The 17,489-nt window shown below is 55.4% G+C and carries 11 protein-coding genes; 9 read left to right on the forward strand and 2 right to left on the reverse strand.

The annotated features are described in order from the left end of the window. Positions 1 to 64: 64 nt before the first annotated feature. Together dld and H4F65_RS16210 are read right to left on the reverse strand one after the other, a co-directional pair. Entirely contained in the window at positions 65 to 1,822 is a 1,758-nt protein-coding gene (dld, locus tag H4F65_RS16205) for a D-lactate dehydrogenase (RefSeq protein ID WP_010285630.1), read from the reverse strand. Positions 1,823 to 1,892: 70 nt separating this feature from the next. Continuing rightward, positions 1,893 to 2,858, reverse strand: a complete 966-nt coding sequence (locus tag H4F65_RS16210) for an aldo/keto reductase (protein ID WP_010285631.1) — start codon at positions 2,856 to 2,858, stop codon at positions 1,893 to 1,895. Between the two features lie 264 nt (positions 2,859 to 3,122). On the opposite strand from H4F65_RS16210, the gene H4F65_RS16215 reads away from it, so the two are divergent. The 9 genes from H4F65_RS16215 to H4F65_RS16255 all read left to right on the forward strand — a co-directional run bounded on the left by H4F65_RS16215 (position 3,123) and on the right by H4F65_RS16255 (position 17,418). Further along, positions 3,123 to 4,313, forward strand: coding sequence for a NupC/NupG family nucleoside CNT transporter (locus tag H4F65_RS16215; protein ID WP_085996951.1), 1,191 nt, complete (start codon positions 3,123 to 3,125; stop codon positions 4,311 to 4,313). A 244-nt stretch (positions 4,314 to 4,557) separates the two neighbouring features. Beyond that, positions 4,558 to 5,793: an MdtA/MuxA family multidrug efflux RND transporter periplasmic adaptor subunit gene (locus tag H4F65_RS16220; protein ID WP_010285633.1), complete on the forward strand. Its 1,236-nt coding sequence runs from the start codon at positions 4,558 to 4,560 to the stop codon at positions 5,791 to 5,793. Continuing rightward, entirely contained in the window at positions 5,793 to 8,915 is a 3,123-nt protein-coding gene (locus H4F65_RS16225; protein ID WP_010285635.1) for an MdtB/MuxB family multidrug efflux RND transporter permease subunit, read from the forward strand. Before H4F65_RS16220 ends, H4F65_RS16225 begins: the two co-directional genes overlap by 1 nt. Continuing rightward, positions 8,912 to 11,992 (forward strand): multidrug efflux RND transporter permease subunit MdtC, encoded by a 3,081-nt coding sequence (gene mdtC / locus H4F65_RS16230; protein WP_039319937.1) that lies wholly within the window; start codon positions 8,912 to 8,914, stop codon positions 11,990 to 11,992. The genes H4F65_RS16225 and mdtC overlap by 4 nt, the downstream gene beginning before the upstream one ends. 618 nt (positions 11,993 to 12,610) lie before the next feature. Further along, entirely contained in the window at positions 12,611 to 14,008 is a 1,398-nt protein-coding gene (mdtD, locus tag H4F65_RS16235) for an MFS transporter (RefSeq protein WP_010279918.1), read from the forward strand. A 7-nt stretch (positions 14,009 to 14,015) separates the two neighbouring features. Next, positions 14,016 to 15,383 carry an envelope stress sensor histidine kinase BaeS gene (gene baeS / locus H4F65_RS16240; protein ID WP_010279920.1) on the forward strand — a complete coding sequence of 456 codons (1,368 nt, stop codon included), beginning with the start codon at positions 14,016 to 14,018 and terminating at the stop codon, positions 15,381 to 15,383. 25 nt (positions 15,384 to 15,408) lie between these two features. After that, positions 15,409 to 16,137: an envelope stress response regulator BaeR gene (gene baeR / locus H4F65_RS16245; RefSeq protein WP_010279922.1), complete on the forward strand. Its 729-nt coding sequence runs from the start codon at positions 15,409 to 15,411 to the stop codon at positions 16,135 to 16,137. A 21-nt stretch (positions 16,138 to 16,158) separates the two neighbouring features. Further along, positions 16,159 to 16,812: a Vat family streptogramin A O-acetyltransferase gene (locus H4F65_RS16250; protein WP_010279925.1), complete on the forward strand. Its 654-nt coding sequence runs from the start codon at positions 16,159 to 16,161 to the stop codon at positions 16,810 to 16,812. A gap of 54 nt (positions 16,813 to 16,866) precedes the next feature. Further along, positions 16,867 to 17,418, forward strand: a complete 552-nt coding sequence (locus H4F65_RS16255) for a GNAT family N-acetyltransferase (protein WP_010279929.1) — start codon at positions 16,867 to 16,869, stop codon at positions 17,416 to 17,418. Positions 17,419 to 17,489: the final 71 nt, after the last annotated feature.

Raw genomic sequence — 17,489 nt, forward strand, 5'->3', positions numbered from 1 at the left:
TCGGTGAAACGCATTGAGCCATCCCGCTAACGGACACAACACGCCCGTTAGCGGCATCAGCTATTTAATGGTTGGTGTGGTGCTCTTCACAGCCGGTACAGCCCCAGTTTTTCAGCTTGGTGGTTTTGCCTATTCCTGGGTTCAGGCTATTGGTAGGATCGCTGTTCTGATAAAACGCTTTTAGCTGGGGTTTAGCCTGATAGAGATGACCAACATTGTGCTCTGCCGGATATTCCGCCCCACGCTGATCGAGTAAGGCCAGCATTCTCTCTTTCAGTTCATGAACATCCACGCCTTTCTTCACAATATAATCCTGATGGAAGACATGGCACATGAAGTGACCGTAATACAACCGATGTACCAGCATATCGCTAATATCCGCCGGTAAATGCTCGAACCATTCACGGTCGTTACGCCGCAGAGCGATGTCCAGCGCCAGGATATTTTCCACATCCTTGCTGTGTACCGCATGATAACGGATCGCGGCTCCCGCTGCTGCGAAGCGATGCAGAAAGGCCTTCGCACCTTCTTCCGGCGTACAGACAAAAAACTCGCCGTCGGCATCATGAAAATACTGCTCTAGCCAACGATGTGCTTCATCAATGCCGTCGCCCGACATTTTCACCATCAAATGATGTTCAAAACGGTCACGATACGTTTTCATCCGCACCGGTAGATGAGAAGGCAGCAGGCGGCTGAGAAACTGCATGGTACGATCAACGAGATGCGACGGTAGGAAAGGCACTTTGCTAAAGATCGCGTCCATCCGCCCTTTCAGATTGAAAAATAGGGGCAATTTATCCGTACCCAGTTTATCGATCATCATAAACGTATCTTTGCCGTATATTTCGGCGATATCGAATATATCGCGGTGCATATACTCACCCGCCACCGGCAGATTTTTAAAATCTGCGAGCATATGACGGCGTAATTCCGTCAATACCTGCGGCTGATTAGTCCCAATATAAAAAACCTGTTGGGATTTTTCCGCCGGAAACGTATCCAGACGCACAGCAAAAACCGACAGTTTTCCTGCGCAGCCAGCGGCCTCAAATAAGCGGCGTTCATCGGCGTTAAAGCGCGACGGCGTGTCTGCATCCACATCCCGCACGCGTTCAATATAGTCGTGGTCGGATGCCTGACGCTCGTCATAAACCACATCTTTCGCATCATATTGTTGCGATTCCAGACGGGTCAGGATCGCTTCCGGCGTATCACCCAAATTGATCCCCAGATGGTTGATCAGCTCCACCTGACCTTGCTCGTTAACCCGGCCGTAAAGTGCCATTTCGGTATACGCCGGGCCACGATGAACCAAAGAACCACCGGAGTTATTACAAATTCCCCCAATCACCGATGCCCCAATACACGAAGAGCCGATCACAGAATGCGGTTCACGCCCCAGCGGTTTCAATACGCGCTCAAGATGCCACAGAGTACTTCCCGGCAGCGCCACAACCTGTCGTCCTTCATCCAGCAGTTGAACGCTATCCAAACGCAGGGTATTGATGATCACGATTTCCCGATCGTAATCATTACCACTCGGGGTGGAACCCTCAGTTAAACCCGTATTAGCGGCCTGCATCAGCACGATACAACCCGCTTCAATACTGGCTTTAAATACCTGCCACTGCTCAAGTAGCGAAGCGGGAAAAGCCACCGCCAGTGCCTCCCCGCTACCGGAACGAAAGCCTTTGCGATAACGCTCTGTTTTATTTTTATCGGTTAAGATGTGGGGCTTACCGACAATGCGGGTTAGCGTTTTGATAAGATCGTGAGAATCAATGGAAATGCGACTTTCTGAGGTGATATCGTCCTTCATAGCTGTCTGTCCTGTTAATTAATTTAACAAGTACGATAAAAAGACTCGTATTCAAAAAACTCTCTATTTATTAGTAACGACTCGCACGGTTCAGCAGCTCAATATCTTCAGCCAGCAGCACCAGCCGCGTCGCGCCCACGAGTTCAGCAACCTGCTCCAGCGATGTCGCACTGGCGATCGGGGCGGTGATACTCGGACGGGCGATCAACCAGGCCAGCGCAACCTGCGACGGCGTCGTCTGATGCGCATTCGCCACGCTATCCAATGCTTCCAAAATGGTGCGGCCGCGCTCATTCAGGTATTTTTCCACCACGCCCTGTCCGCGGGCGCTTTTCGACGCGTCTTTTGGCTGGCGATACTTGCCTGACAGAAATCCGCTAGCCAACGAATAGTAGCTAATAACCCCAATGCCTTGTTCGCGCACCAGCGGTTCTAGCGCAGCCTCATAACCCTGTCGATCGTACAAATTGTATTCCGGTTGCAGTGTTTCATACCGCGCCAGATGGTTAGCTTTACTGACTTTCAGCGCCTCAGCCAGACGCGCTGCGCTGTAGTTAGACGCACCAATAGCCCGAACTTTACCCTCTTTAATCAGCGCATCAAACGTAGCCAGCGTTTCTTCCAGCGGCGTGTCTTTGTCATCAGCATGAGCCTGATAAAGATCGATATAGTCAGTTTGCAAACGCTGTAATGAAGCCTCGACCGCTTGACGAATATAGCGAGGAGACAGCCCTTTCTTGCCATCGCCCAAATCCATCCCCACTTTGGTGGCGAGAATGACCTTGTCGCGCTGACCGCTTTTTTTCAGCCAATTGCCGATGATGGTTTCAGATTCACCGCCCTGATTACCGGGTGCCCAACGCGAATAAACATCAGCGGTATCGATAAAATTCAGCCCGTGCGCCAGCAGCGCATCCAGCAGGCTGAACGATGTCGACTGATCGACCGTCCAGCCAAAGACATTACCGCCGAACGAGAACGGCGGCACCACGATTCCTGAACGTCCAAGCTCACGTGTGGTATTTGATACTGACATCATCACTCTCCTTTTGAATCATGCAGAAAACATCATAAAAAAACCTCGCCAACCTGCAATGCAAAACACGGCAGTGCCACTTTCTGTGTGGAATAAGAATAATGAATGAACAGAAAGACGCAAATAACGAGACGTAGCATTTAGTTTAGATAAAATCCCAAGGTATAATTGTTTTTTTGCGTCCTTCCTCTCATTTTTAATGCACGCGTTACATAAAATGACGTGGAAAATTAGGCCTGCCTCATATTTGGAGCACACATGTCCCTGTCCCATATCGCGCAATTTATTCTGGCGCTGGTTGTTGTTGCGGCGCTGGCGCTACTCGTCTGCCGCGATCGTAAAAGTATTCGTATTCGTTTTATTATTCAGTTACTCGTCATCGAAATTCTGCTCGCGTATTTCTTCTTGTACTCGGACATTGGATTAGGCGCAGTTAAAGGGGTCGCCGCGCTGTTCGACAAACTACTCGGATTTGCAGGTCAAGGGACGGACTTCGTATTCGGTGACATGGTTAACAGTGAGAAGAACCTGATTTCCTTCTTCTTTAAAGTGCTCTGCCCTATCGTCTTCATTTCCGCGCTGATCGGTATCCTGCAACACATTAAAGTGCTGCCGATCGTCATCCGCGCGATTGGTACGGTTCTGTCCAAAGTGAACGGCATGGGTAAACTGGAATCCTTTAACGCAGTCAGTTCCCTGATTCTCGGTCAGTCCGAAAACTTTATTGCCTACAAAGACATTCTGGGCAAGATGTCCGAAAAACGCATGTACACCATGTCCGCGACCGCCATGTCGACCGTTTCGATGTCTATCGTCGGTGCGTACATGTCGATGCTGGATGCCAAATTCGTGGTTGCTGCGCTGATTCTGAACATGTTCAGTACCTTCATCGTGCTGTCGCTGATTAACCCTTACAAAGTCGGTGAAGAGCCGGAATTGCAGTTGGGGACTCTGCATGAAAATCAGAGCTTCTTTGAAATGCTGGGCGAATACATTCTGGCAGGCTTCAAAGTGGCCGTTATCGTTGCAGCGATGCTGATCGGCTTCATTGCACTGATTGCCGCGGTCAACGCCGTTTTCAGCGCCATTTTTGGCATCAGCTTCCAGGAAGTTCTCGGCTACGCGTTCTATCCGTTCGCCTGGATCATGGGTATTCCGTCTCACGAAGCCCTTCAGGTTGGTAGCATCATGGCAACCAAACTGGTTTCTAACGAATTTGTCGCGATGCTGGAACTGCAAAAAGTGGCTGGCGAACTGTCTCCACGTAGCGTGGGTATCCTGTCTGTGTTCCTGGTGTCCTTCGCCAACTTCTCGTCCATCGGTATTATTGCCGGTGCGATTAAAGGCCTGAACGAACAACAGGGCAACGTGGTTTCCCGTTTCGGCCTGAAATTGGTTTACGGTTCTACGCTGGTGAGCATCCTTTCCGCTGCTATCGCGGGTCTGGTGCTGTAATCCTTCACCGCGTTACACCTTATTTATCCCTATCCGGCAGCCTTGTGCTGCCGGCTCTTTTTCCTACAAACCCTGACATATCTTCCACATTTCCTTCATTTTTCTCCGGCGCCTCCTGTTTAAACTAGTAAAATAAGGCTATTGGTCTACTAACGTGCTGGGTATGACAGCCAACGCACATGCAGCGTGAAGTATGCGGCTACGCCGTGCTTCCCGCGCAACCTGGAGAGAGTAATCCATCACTATGAATGCCAAACGTATCCGAGGCCTGCTGGTACTTGCCGCCGTTATCGCTATTGCCGTACTGATCTGGCGCCATTTTACCCAGACGTCGCCTGCCACCTCCGGTGCGGGCGAACAGCACGCCGCCCGTACGTCACATTCGGCAAGCAGCAGCAGTGGCGGTGGACGCCGTGCCGCTATGCGCACGCTGGCCCCCGTGCAGGCGGCACTGACGCAATCCGCTTCCGTGCCCTATTATCTGTCCGGTTTAGGCACCGTGACGGCGGCCAATACCGTGACGCTACGCAGTCGGGTGAATGGTCAGTTGATGGCGTTGCACTTTCAGGAAGGGCAACAGGTTAAGGCTGGCGACTTACTGGCAGAAATCGACCCTCGTCCTTTTCAGGTTGAGCTGACGCAGGCACAGGGGCAACTGGCAAAAGATCAGGCTGCACTGGCTAATGCCCGACAGGATTTAGCGCGCTATCAGCAGTTGGTAAAAACCAACCTGATCTCCCGTCAGGAGTTAGATGCGCAGACCGCCGCTGTACGTCAGGCGGAAGGGACGCTAAAAGCCGATGAAGGTGCCGTAGCCAGCGCACAGCTCCAGTTGGATTACAGCAAAATCACCGCCCCGATCAGCGGTCGGATCGGCTTAAAGCAGGTCGATGTGGGGAATTACATCACCAGCGGCGACACCAATGGCATTGTCGTGATTACACAGACTTACCCTATCGATATCGTCTTTACCGTGCCAGAAGCGGAAATCTCCACGATTCTAAGTGCGCAGAAGTCCGGTCAGCCGCCCGTGGTGGAAGCCTGGGATCGCGCCAATCAAACGAAACTCTCACAAGGCATCCTGCTGAGTATGGACAACCAGATCGACACCACCACGGGCACGATCAAGCTCAAGGCGCGTTTTGACAATCTGGATGATGCCCTGTTCCCGAACCAGTTCGTGAATATCCGTATGAAGGTCGACACGCTGAAAAACGCTGTCGTCGCACCGTCCGCCGCCGTACAAATGGGCAATGAAGGCCGCTTCGTCTGGATTCTGAATGATAAAAATGAAGTGAGTAAGCGTCAGGTTACCACCAGCATTCAGTACGGCCAGCTGGTTGTGGTGACTGCGGGGCTGGACGCCAATGTTCAGGTCGTGACTGACGGTATCGACCGCCTGACCGAAGGCGCGAAAGTGGAAGTCGTGCCCTCAGCGCTGACGGAGAAAACGCCTGCCATCACCGGGGAGAAATCCTGATGCAGGATACCGTTCCAGCCAGCGGCGGTGGGCCGTCACGCCTGTTTATTCTGCGTCCGGTCGCCACGACGCTGCTGATGATCGCTATTTTGCTGGCCGGTATTATCGGCTATCGGGCGCTGCCAGTTTCCGCCCTGCCAGAAGTCGATTACCCGACGATACAGGTTATTACCCTCTATCCCGGTGCCAGCCCCGACGTGGTGACGTCGGCGATTACCGCGCCGCTGGAGCGGCAGTTCGGCCAGATGTCCGGACTAAAACAGATGTCGACGCAGAGCGCAGGCGGCGCATCCGTCATTACGCTTCAATTCCAGCTTGAACTATCGCTGGACGTCGCCGAACAGGACGTGCAGGCCGCCATCAATGCGGCCAGCAACCTGCTGCCTAACGATCTGCCCTACCCACCAACCTACAGCAAAGTGAATCCGGCGGATCCGCCGATTATGACGCTGGCCGTCACCTCCAGCGCCATGTCGATGACACAAGTTCAGGACATGGTAGACAACCGTATCGCACAGAAAATCTCGCAGGTGGCGGGCGTCGGACTGGTGTCGTTAGCCGGTGGGCAACGTCCGGCGGTGCGGGTAAGGCTGAACGCGCCAGCGCTAGCTGCGTACGGCTTGACCAGCGAATCGATCCGTACTGCGATTACCGCCGCCAACGTGAATTCCGCCAAGGGGAGTCTGGACGGTCCGACGCGCTCGGTCACGCTCTCCGCCAACGATCAGATGAAATCCGTTGATGATTACCGCAAGCTGATTGTCGCGTGGAAGAATGGCGCGCCGGTGCGGCTTCAGGATGTCGCAACGATTGAGCAGGCCGCCGAGAACATTCATCTCGGTGCCTGGGCGAATCGGCAGCAGGCGATCATTATCAACGTTCAGCGCCAGCCGGGTGCCAACGTCATCACTACCACGGACAGCATTAATAAGATGCTGCCCGCGTTAAAAGCCAGCCTGCCTAACTCCGTCGAGGTCACCACGCTGACCGACCGCACCACCAGCATTCGTGCCTCGGTGAAAGACGTCCAGTTCGAGCTACTGTTAGCTATCGCGCTGGTCGTGATGGTGATTTACCTGTTCTTGCGTAACGCCGTCGCCACGCTGATCCCCAGCATTGCCGTGCCGCTGTCGCTGATTGGCACCTTTGCCGCCATGTATTTCCTCGGTTTCTCCATCAACAACCTGACGCTCATGGCGCTGACCATCGCCACTGGTTTCGTGGTGGATGATGCCATCGTGGTGATCGAAAACATCGCCCGCTATATCGAAAAAGGGGAAAAGCCGCTTAACGCGGCGCTGAAAGGCGCGGGGGAAATCGGCTTCACCATTATTTCCCTGACCTTCTCGCTCATCGCCGTGCTGATCCCACTGCTGTTTATGGGCGATATCGTTGGACGCCTGTTCCGCGAATTTGCCGTCACGCTGGCGGTATCTATCCTGATTTCCGCCGTCGTGTCGCTCACGCTAACGCCGATGATGTGCGCTCGAATGCTGAGCCATCAGTCGCTGCGTAAACAGAACCGTTTTACTCGTGCAAGCGAACGTTTCTTCACTCGCCTGATCGATGCCTACGGCGTCTGGCTGCGCAAGGTACTGAACCATCCGTGGCTGACGCTTAGCGTCGCGCTAGGTACGCTGCTACTGACGGTTCTGCTCTATATCTGGATCCCGAAAGGTTTCTTCCCGATACAGGATAACGGCATCATTCAGGGCACCGTACAAGCACCGCAGACGGTCTCGTTCAGCAATATGGCCGATCGCCAGCAGCGCGTTGCATCCATCATCATGAAAGATCCGGCGGTGGAGAGCGTATCCTCGTTCATCGGCGTTGACGGCACGAATGCCGCGCTAAACAGCGGCCGACTGCAAATCAATCTGAAACCGCTGAGTGAACGCAGCGAACGTATTCCAGAGATCATTGATCGTTTGCAACAGCAGACTGCGCAGATTCCCGGTATCCAGCTCTATCTGCAACCGGTACAGGATCTCACCATCGACACCCAAATCAGCCGCACGCAATATCAGTTTACGTTGCAGGCAATGTCGCTGGACGAGCTGAGCCAGTGGGTGCCCAAGCTAATGACCGAGCTGAAAAAGCTGCCGCAGCTAGAAGATGTCAGCAGCGACTGGCAAGACGGCGCAGCGGTTGCCTACGTCAACGTGAACCGCGACAGCGCCAGCCGTCTGGGCATCACGATGTCACAGGTCGACAGCGCACTATACAACGCCTTTGGTCAGCGTCTGGTTTCCACCATCTACACGCAGGCCAGCCAATATCGCGTGGTGCTGGAGCACGATACGACGAACAACACCGGTCTGGACGCGCTGAACGACGTGCGCCTCATCAGCAGCGACGGCGGTACGATTCCGCTCAGCAGCATTGCCACCATTGAAGAGCGTCAGGGGCCGTTGGCGATCAACCATATTGACCAGTTCCCGTCGACGACGATCTCCTTCAACGTCGCCGACGGCTATGCGCTGGGTGAAGCGGTTGATGCCATCACGCAGGCCGAGCAGCAGATGAACCTGCCGGCGGATATCACTACCCGTTTTCAGGGCAGTACGCTGGCGTTTCAGTCGGCGCTGAGTAGCACCGTGTGGCTTATCGTGGCGGCGATTGTTGCGATGTACATTGTGCTCGGCGTGCTGTACGAAAGCTTTATTCACCCCATCACCATCCTGTCTACGCTGCCCACGGCGGGCGTCGGCGCACTGCTGGCGCTAATGATGGCGGGGAATGAACTGGATGTGATCGCCATTATCGGGATCATATTGCTCATCGGGATCGTAAAGAAAAACGCCATCATGATGATCGACTTCGCGCTGGCGGCGGAGCGAGAACAGGGCATGAAACCGTATGACGCGATTTATCAGGCCTGTCTGCTGCGTTTCCGGCCGATTCTGATGACCACCATGGCGGCGCTGCTCAGTGCGCTGCCGCTGATGCTGAGTACCGGCGTCGGCGCGGAGCTGCGCCAGCCGCTGGGGATCTGTATGGTCGGCGGCCTGATCATGAGCCAAATCCTGACGCTGTTTACCACACCGGTGATCTACCTGCTGTTTGACCGTCTGGCGATGCGTTTCCGCCGCGCGCCGCGTCAGGAGGAAGAAGCCGAGTGAAGTTCTTCGCCCTGTTCATCCACCGCCCCGTCGCCACCCTACTGCTGACGCTGGCTATCGCGCTCTGTGGCGCACTGGGTTTCCGCCTGTTGCCGGTGTCACCGCTGCCGCAGGTGGATTTCCCGGTGATCTCGGTCAGCGCCTCGCTGCCCGGTGCCTCGCCGGAAACCATGGCTTCCGCTGTCGCCACGCCGCTGGAACGGGCACTCGGCAGGATCGCAGGCGTTAGCGAAATGACGTCAACCAGTTCGCTCGGCAGCACGCGCGTTATTCTGGTGTTTAATTTCGATCGCGATATCAACGGTGCAGCGCGCGATGTACAGGCGGCCATTAACGCGGCACAGAATCTGCTGCCGTCAGGTATGTCCAGCCGCCCGACCTACCGCAAAGTCAATCCGTCCGATGCCCCCGTCATGATCCTGACGCTAACCTCGGACACCTACAGTCAGGGACAGCTGTACGACTTTGCGTCTACCCAGCTGTCGCAGAAAATTTCGCAGATGGAAGGCGTCGGCGATGTCTCCATCGGCGGCAGTTCGCTCCCCGCCGTACGTGTCGCGCTGAATCCGGTGGCACTGTTCAATCAGGGGATTTCCCTCGATGAGGTACGGCAGGCCATCGCGCAGGCGAACGTACGTCAGCCGCTGGGGAATGTGGAAAACAGCCAGAAAAGCTGGCAGATACAAACCAACGATGAGCTAAAAACCGCCGATGCCTACGCACCACTGATTATCCACTACAACAACGGCGCCGCCGTCCGTCTGAGCGACGTCGCCACGGTGGAAGATTCCGTGCAAAATACCCGCAACGCGGGGATGGTAAATTCAAAGCCCGCGATTCTGGTGATGATTCGCCGCGCGCCAGATGCCAACATTATTACCACGGTAGACAATATCCGCGCCGCCATGCCAGAGCTACGCGCTGGCCTACCCGCAGAAATACAGCTGGATATCGCCCAAGATCGTTCGCCCACCATTCGCGCCTCGCTGGCGGAAGTCGAGCAATCGCTGATTATCGCCGTCGCGCTGGTTATTTTAGTCGTCTTCCTGTTCCTGCGTTCAGCTCGAGCCACCGCCATTCCGGCATTGGCCGTCCCGGTATCGCTGATCGGCACCTTTGCGGCGATGTACCTGTGCGGCTTTAGCCTGAATAACCTGTCGCTGATGGCACTGACCATTGCCACCGGCTTCGTGGTGGATGACGCCATCGTGGTACTGGAGAATATTTCCCGCCACATTGAAGCGGGCATGAAGCCGCTACAGGCATCGCTTCAGGGCGTGCGCGAAGTGGGGTTCACCGTCTTATCCATGAGTCTGTCACTGGTGGCGGTGTTCATCCCGCTGCTGCTGATGGACGGCTTGCCGGGGCGGCTATTCCGTGAATTCGCCGTCACGCTGTCGGTGGCGATCATGATTTCACTGCTGATCTCACTCACGCTCACGCCGATGCTGTGTGCACGACTGCTGCGTGCCGTGCCCAAACGCAGCCAGCCACGTAAGCGCGGTTTTAACCGCGTCCTGCTGGCGATGCAACAAGGCTATGGGCGCTCGCTGAAATGGGTGCTCAACCATGCACGCTGGGTGTTGCTGCTCCTGTTGGGCACCATCGCGCTCAACGTCTGGCTGTATATCAGCATTCCGAAGACCTTCTTCCCTGAACAGGATACGGGTCGGCTGATGGGCTTCATTCAAGCCGACCAGAGCATTTCTTTTCAGGCCATGACGGTGAAACTCCAGAACTTCATGACCATTGTCAGCAGCGACCCGGCGGTGGATAACGTGAACGGGTTTACCGGCGGATCGCGCACCAACAGCGGGTCGATGTTTATTTCGCTCAAGCCGCTGTCCGAGCGCGATGTGTCGGCACAGCAGGTCATCAGCCGTCTGCGTGTCAAGCTGGCAAAAGAGCCCGGTGCCAACCTATTTTTAATGCCAGTGCAGGATATTCGCATCGGCGGGCGAGAATCGAGCGCTGGGTATCAGTACACGCTGCTGTCTGACGATTTGAGCGAGCTGCGTATCTGGGAACCCAAGATTCGTGCGGCTTTCAGCAAACTGCCTGAGCTGGCTGACGTGAACTCCGATCAGCAGGATAAAGGGGCGGAAATGGCGCTCACCTACGACCGTGATGCGATGGCGCAACTGGGCATCAGCGTCTCTGCCGCTAACGCGCTGCTCAATAACGCCTTCGGACAGCGCCAGATTTCGACCATTTATCAGCCGCTAAACCAATATAAGGTCGTGATGGAAGTGGATGACGCCTACACGCAGGATGTCAGTTCACTGAACAAAATGTTCGTGATCAATAACGAAGGTAAGCCTATTCCGCTCTCTTACTTCGCCAGTTGGAAGCCGATCAACGCGCCGCTGTCGGTAAACCATCAGGGGCTGTCTGCCGCCTCGACGATCTCGTTTAACCTGCCGGAAGGCACCGATCTGTCCAGCGCGACGGCGGCGATAGAAAGAACCATGACGTCGCTGGGCGTGCCGTCAGCGGTACGCGGCCAGTTCTCCGGTACGGCACAGGCGTTCCAGCAGTCGCAGTCTTCCCAGCTGTTGCTGATTCTGGCGGCGATTATCACCGTGTATATCGTACTCGGCGTGCTGTATGAGAGCTACGTGCATCCGCTGACGATCCTGTCCACCCTCCCCTCCGCGGGCGTGGGCGCACTGCTGGCGCTAGAGTGGTTCGGCGCGCCGTTTAGTCTGGTGGCGCTGATTGGCATCATGCTGTTGATTGGGATCGTGAAGAAGAACGCGATCATGATGGTGGATTTCGCGCTAGTGGCACAGCGCAGCGGTGGGTTGAGCGCGCAGGACGCCATTTTTCAGGCCTGCCTGCTGCGTTTCCGCCCGATAATGATGACCACGTTAGCCGCGCTGTTTGGCGCACTGCCGCTGGTGCTGACCAGCGGCGACGGTGCGGAGCTACGGCAACCGCTCGGCATCACGATTGTCGGCGGGCTGGTGATGAGCCAAATCCTCACGCTGTACACCACCCCGGTGGTGTATCTGTTTTTCGACAAACTGAGGAATATTCGGCGCAAAGCCCCGGAGAAGGATTTGTCACTGTCGTGACGGAATAGGATTAGCGTTAGCTATCTAATTAATATGCTATTTATGGGGATATTTCGTGCGCTTAACGTTCGCTGTTTTTCTGGTAGCGCCCCGAACGCGCCCGACCAAGGGCGGCTCAACGCGCCGAGACCAGAGAATAGGAACGCTTAACTCTCAACGTACCTCCACCTTGGCGTAAATGATGCTGAGGAGGAGATGATCTCTCGGATGAGCCGCAGGATCTGTCACTATCTGGCTGAACATGAGTAACGGTAAAGATCTAATAACATGCTATTCCAGGGGAGGTTTCGTGCGCTCAAGCTTCACCATTTTTCTGGTAGCGCCCCGAACGCGCCCGACCAAGGGCGGCTCAATTGCCGTCGCCCTTGGAACCCTGGCTTGTGGCGCTAAATTGTACCGCTACGCGGTGCCTTCGCCAAAAGCAGTCTCTTTACGGGCCGCCAGTGACGCGTTTACTCGCCCCATAAATGGGGCTCGCCCTTCGGGCCAGCACAAGTGCTGTTCAAAAACGTCTCGACGTTTTTGTCCGGCGCGGCACTGTCTTTCGTGGCGTCCATGCCACTCACCCGTGAGCCAGCTTACGCCTCAGTACAATTTTTTACGCCAGGGGCAACAACAATGAATTCCGCCTCCGTCCGCTGGCAGCTCTGGATTGTTGCCTTTGGCTTTTTTATGCAGACGCTGGATACCACCATCGTGAATACCGCGCTGCCGTCAATGGCTGCGAGTCTGAATGAAAGCCCGCTGCATATGCATTCGGTGATTGTTTCCTATGTGCTGACCGTTGCGGTGATGCTGCCTGCCAGCGGGTGGCTAGCGGACCGTATTGGTGTGAAGAATATCTTTTTCACCGCGATTCTGCTGTTTACGCTCGGATCGCTGCTGTGCGCCCGGTCGGAAACGCTGAATGAACTGCTGGCCTCGCGCGTTATTCAGGGGATCGGCGGTGCGATGATGGTGCCGGTCGGCCGGCTGACGGTGATGAAAATCGTCCCGCGCGATCAGTATATGGCGGCGATGACCTTCGTGACGCTGCCAGGCCAAATCGGTCCGTTAATGGGACCCGCACTCGGCGGTTTTCTGGTGGAATACGCCAGCTGGCACTGGATCTTCCTCATCAACCTGCCCGTTGGCCTTATCGGCGCGCTGGCCACCTGGTTCCTGATGCCCAATTACACCATGCGGACGCAGCGCTTTGACATCAGCGGCTTCCTCTGGCTTGCCGTCGGTATGGCCACGCTGACATTGGCGCTGGACGGCAACCGCAGTCTGGGCATTCCGCCGATTGCTATTTTTGCGTTAATCACCGTTGGTCTGATCGCATTACTAAGCTATTGGCTGCACGCCCGTCATAACAAGCGGGCGCTGTTTAATTTGCATCTGTTCGACACGCCGACCTTCTCTATCGGCCTGAGCGGTGGGCTATTGGCGCGCATCGGCAGCGGTATGTTACCGTTTATGACGCCGCTGTTTTTACAGCTGGGAATGGGCTTTTCTCCGTTCCATGCCGGGCTGATGATGGTGCCGATGGTGTTAGGCAGCATGGGAATGAAGCGGATCGTGGTGCAGGTCGTTAACCGATTCGGCTACCGCCGCGTGCTGATTATCTCCACGCTGCTGCTGGCACTGGTCACGGCGCTGTTCGCTCTGGTCGCGCTGATGAAATGGATCTGGATGATCCCGATTGTGCTGTTCTTCCTCGGCACGGTGAACGCCGTTCGCTTTTCCACCATGAACACGCTAACCCTGAAGGATCTGCCGGATACGCTCGCCAGCGGCGGGAATAGCCTGCTATCGATGACCATGCAACTGTCCACCAGCCTCGGCGTCAGCATCGCAGGCATTCTGCTGGGCATGTTTTCCCAGCCGCACATGGCGGCGGGAAGCGGAGAAACACACATGGTGTTTATTTATACCTATCTCAGCATGATCGTCATCATCGCCCTGCCCGTGTTGATTTTTAACCGTGTCCCGACAGACAGCGTCAAGCAGTCAACGCTGCCGCGTAACTCGTGAGGTCGTCATGAAATTCGGAATCACTGCCAAACTGTTCCTCGCGATTTTCGCCACCTGCATGCTGGTGCTGATTACTATGCACTGGGGCGTGCGCGCCAGCTTCGAGCGCGGTTTTATCGACTACATTAAACGCGGCAACGAGCAGCGGGTCATGCAGCTACGCGATGCGCTGGCGGAGCAATATCAGCTGCACGGCGACTGGTCATTCCTGCGCAACAATGAGCGTCTGGTATTCAAAATGCTGCACTCGCTGGACCAGAACAACGACACTGACAACAGCATGCAGGGATTACGAGTGCGCCTGTGGGTGCTGGATACCAGCAAACGTAAGCTGTTCGGCTCTCCGGCACCAATCCCCAATGAAGGCACCTGGCAACCGATTCAGGTACAAAATCAGACGGTCGGCTGGGTTGTTGCTTCGCCCGTTGAGCGCCTGACCCGCAACGCCGACATCAGTTTCGACAGGCAGCAGCAGCGCACTAGTTGGCTGATTGTCGCGCTCTCGACGCTGCTCGCGATCATCGCCACCTGGCTGACCGCGCGTGGCCTGCTCGCGCCCGTCAAGCGGCTGGTCAGCGGCATGCACAGCTTGGCCTCGGGCGATTTCAGCACCCGTGTAACTGCCAGCTCGCACGATGAACTGGGCAGGCTGGCACAGGATTTCAATCAGCTTGCCATCACGCTGGAAAAAAACGAACAGTCCCGCCGCGCATTTATGGCCGATGTCTCCCACGAATTGCGCACGCCGCTGGCGGTGCTGCGTGGCGAACTGGAAGCCTTGCAGGATGGCGTGCGCAAGCCCGACTCGCATTCTCTGCATTCGCTCCAGTCTGAGGTCACAACGCTCACCAAACTGGTGGACGACCTGCATCAACTCACCCTGTCCGATCGTGGGGCGCTGGCCTACCGCAAAGCGTCTGTAGACGTGGTGCAAATTCTGCATATTGCTATCGCCGCGTTTCATGAACGTTTCCAGAAAAAGCAGATTACGCTCACCACCGATTTACCCGCACAGGCGAGCGTCTTTGGCGATCCAGACCGGCTAAGTCAGCTGTTTAACAATTTGCTGGAAAACAGCCTGCGCTACACTGATGAGCAGGGGCAGTTGACCATTGCGGTTATTCAGCAGCATAAACGCTGGGCGATTATCTGGCAGGACAGCGCCCCCGGCGTGACCGACGAGCAGCTCACGATGATTTTCGAACGTTTTTACCGTGCGGAAAGTTCGCGTAACCGTGCTAGCGGCGGCTCCGGGCTGGGGCTGGCAATCTGCAATAATATCGTTGAGGCACATAGCGGACGGCTGTATGCTGAACATTCGCCATTAGGGGGCGTGATGATTACCATCGAGCTTCCCTTGCACGAACCTGATTAAGATTCACATCTAAATAAGCAGAGCTATGACAACCGTACCCGATTTCGCTATGGCGTCACCGATTCTCATCGTCGAAGACGAGCCCAAATTGGGGCAACTGCTGGTGGATTACCTTCAGGCAGCGGACTATGCCACGCACTGGCTGCCCAACGGCAATGATGTCGTCGAGTGGGTGCGGCTGCATTCCCCTTCCCTCATTTTGCTGGATTTAATGCTACCGGGCTGCGACGGCCTGACGCTCTGCCGCACCATCCGCCAGTTTTCCAACGTGCCGATTATCATGGTCACCGCCCGTAGCGAAGAGATCGATCGCCTGCTGGGGCTGGAAATTGGGGCCGATGACTATATTTGTAAGCCCTTCAGCCCGCGCGAAGTGGTCGTGCGCGTTAGAACGCTGTTGCGCCGCTGCGGCTGGCAGAATGACGGGCTAAAAGCCGTCGAGAAAACCGAAACCGCTCTCTTGATCGATAAAAGCGGCTTTCAGGCCAGCTATCTGGGGCAGAATCTCGATCTCACGCCAGCGGAGTTTCGCCTGCTCAAGACACTCTCTGCCGAGCCGGGTAAGGTGTTTTCCCGCGAGGCGCTGCTGGATAAGCTCTACGACGATTACCGCGTCGTGACCGACCGCACCATCGATAGTCACATCAAAAATCTGCGTCGCAAGCTGGAACAACTGGACGAAGAGACCTCATTTATCCGCACGGTATACGGCATCGGCTATCGCTGGGAAGCCGCGCCCTGTAATGAGGTGTAACCCCCAGCGCCTTATGATGTTATGGAGAGCATTTTGAACGGACCAGACCCTGATAACCGCTACCCCATGGCCGGTTTCCCCCAAGTGTGTTTCATCAAAAATATTGTCACCAACCCGAATATTGAAATTGGCGACTACACCTATTATGACGATCCCGATGGCGCGGAAAATTTCGAGCAAAATGTGCTCTATCACTATCCGTTTCTCGGCGATAAATTAATCATCGGTAAGTTTTGCGCTATCGCACGTGGCGCAAAATTTATCATGAACGGGGCCAACCATCGGCTTTCCGGCTTGTCGACTTACCCATTTCAGATTTTTGGCAACGGCTGGGAAAAAGTGACGCCCAAGCCCGGCGATCTGCCTTACAAGGGTGACACGCGCATCGGCAATGATGTCTGGATTGGCTATGACGCGCTGATCATGCCCGGCATCCGCATTGGAAACGGTGCCATCATTGCGTCACGCGCTGTGGTCACCGCCGATGTGCCCGCTTATACGGTCGTCGGCGGCAATCCGGCGAAAATCCTTAAAGCCCGTTTTGCGCCGGACGTCATCGAAGCACTGGAAACGCTGTGCTGGTGGGACTGGCCGATAGAAAAAATCACCCGTCATCTGGAAATCATCGCAGCGGGCGATATTGCGGCACTGCAAGCTGGCCATCTGTCCGAATAACCGTCGCCCATTCCACACAAATTCATTACACACGAAAAAGAGGCTTTCACGATAATGACTGCGCTATTTTCCGAAACCACCAAAATCGAGACTCCTCGCCTGCTGCTGCGCCCACTTTATCGTGATGATGCGCCAGCGCTGTTCGCCTTTATGTCCGATCCGGTTGTGATGCGCTTCTGGAACCATCCACCCTGGCAACGCATCGAGCAGGCGCACGACGCAATTGACGAATACTGGAGCGCGCTGTGTGCCGGGCACCACATGAAGCTCGGTCTGGAAGTCAAAGAAAGCGGTGAACTGATTGGCACCTGCGTGTTGTTCAATCTGGAGATTGAGTCTAAACGCGCCGAAATCGGCTACTGTTTAGCGGCGAGTGCGCAAGGGAAAGGCTATATGACCGAAGCGCTCTCTGCCCTACGGGATTTTGCCTTTGAAACGGCGGGACTAACCCGACTGGAAGCCGAAATCGATTCCCGTAACGTAGCCTCAGCCCGCGCGCTGGAACGATTGGGATTCACGCAGGAAGGGCTATTGAAACAGCGTTGGATCGTCGACGGCGAGGTGTCTGACTCTGCGCTATACGGCCTGCTGGCGGCTAAACGTTAGCCCCCTTCTCAGCCTGGTCAAAAATACTGTCTGACTTAATGAAAATTTTGTCATTTTCTCTTTTCCCAAGG

The organism is Pectobacterium brasiliense (assembly GCF_016950255.1).
In the GTDB taxonomy this organism is placed as follows: Bacteria; Pseudomonadota; Gammaproteobacteria; order Enterobacterales; family Enterobacteriaceae; genus Pectobacterium; species Pectobacterium brasiliense.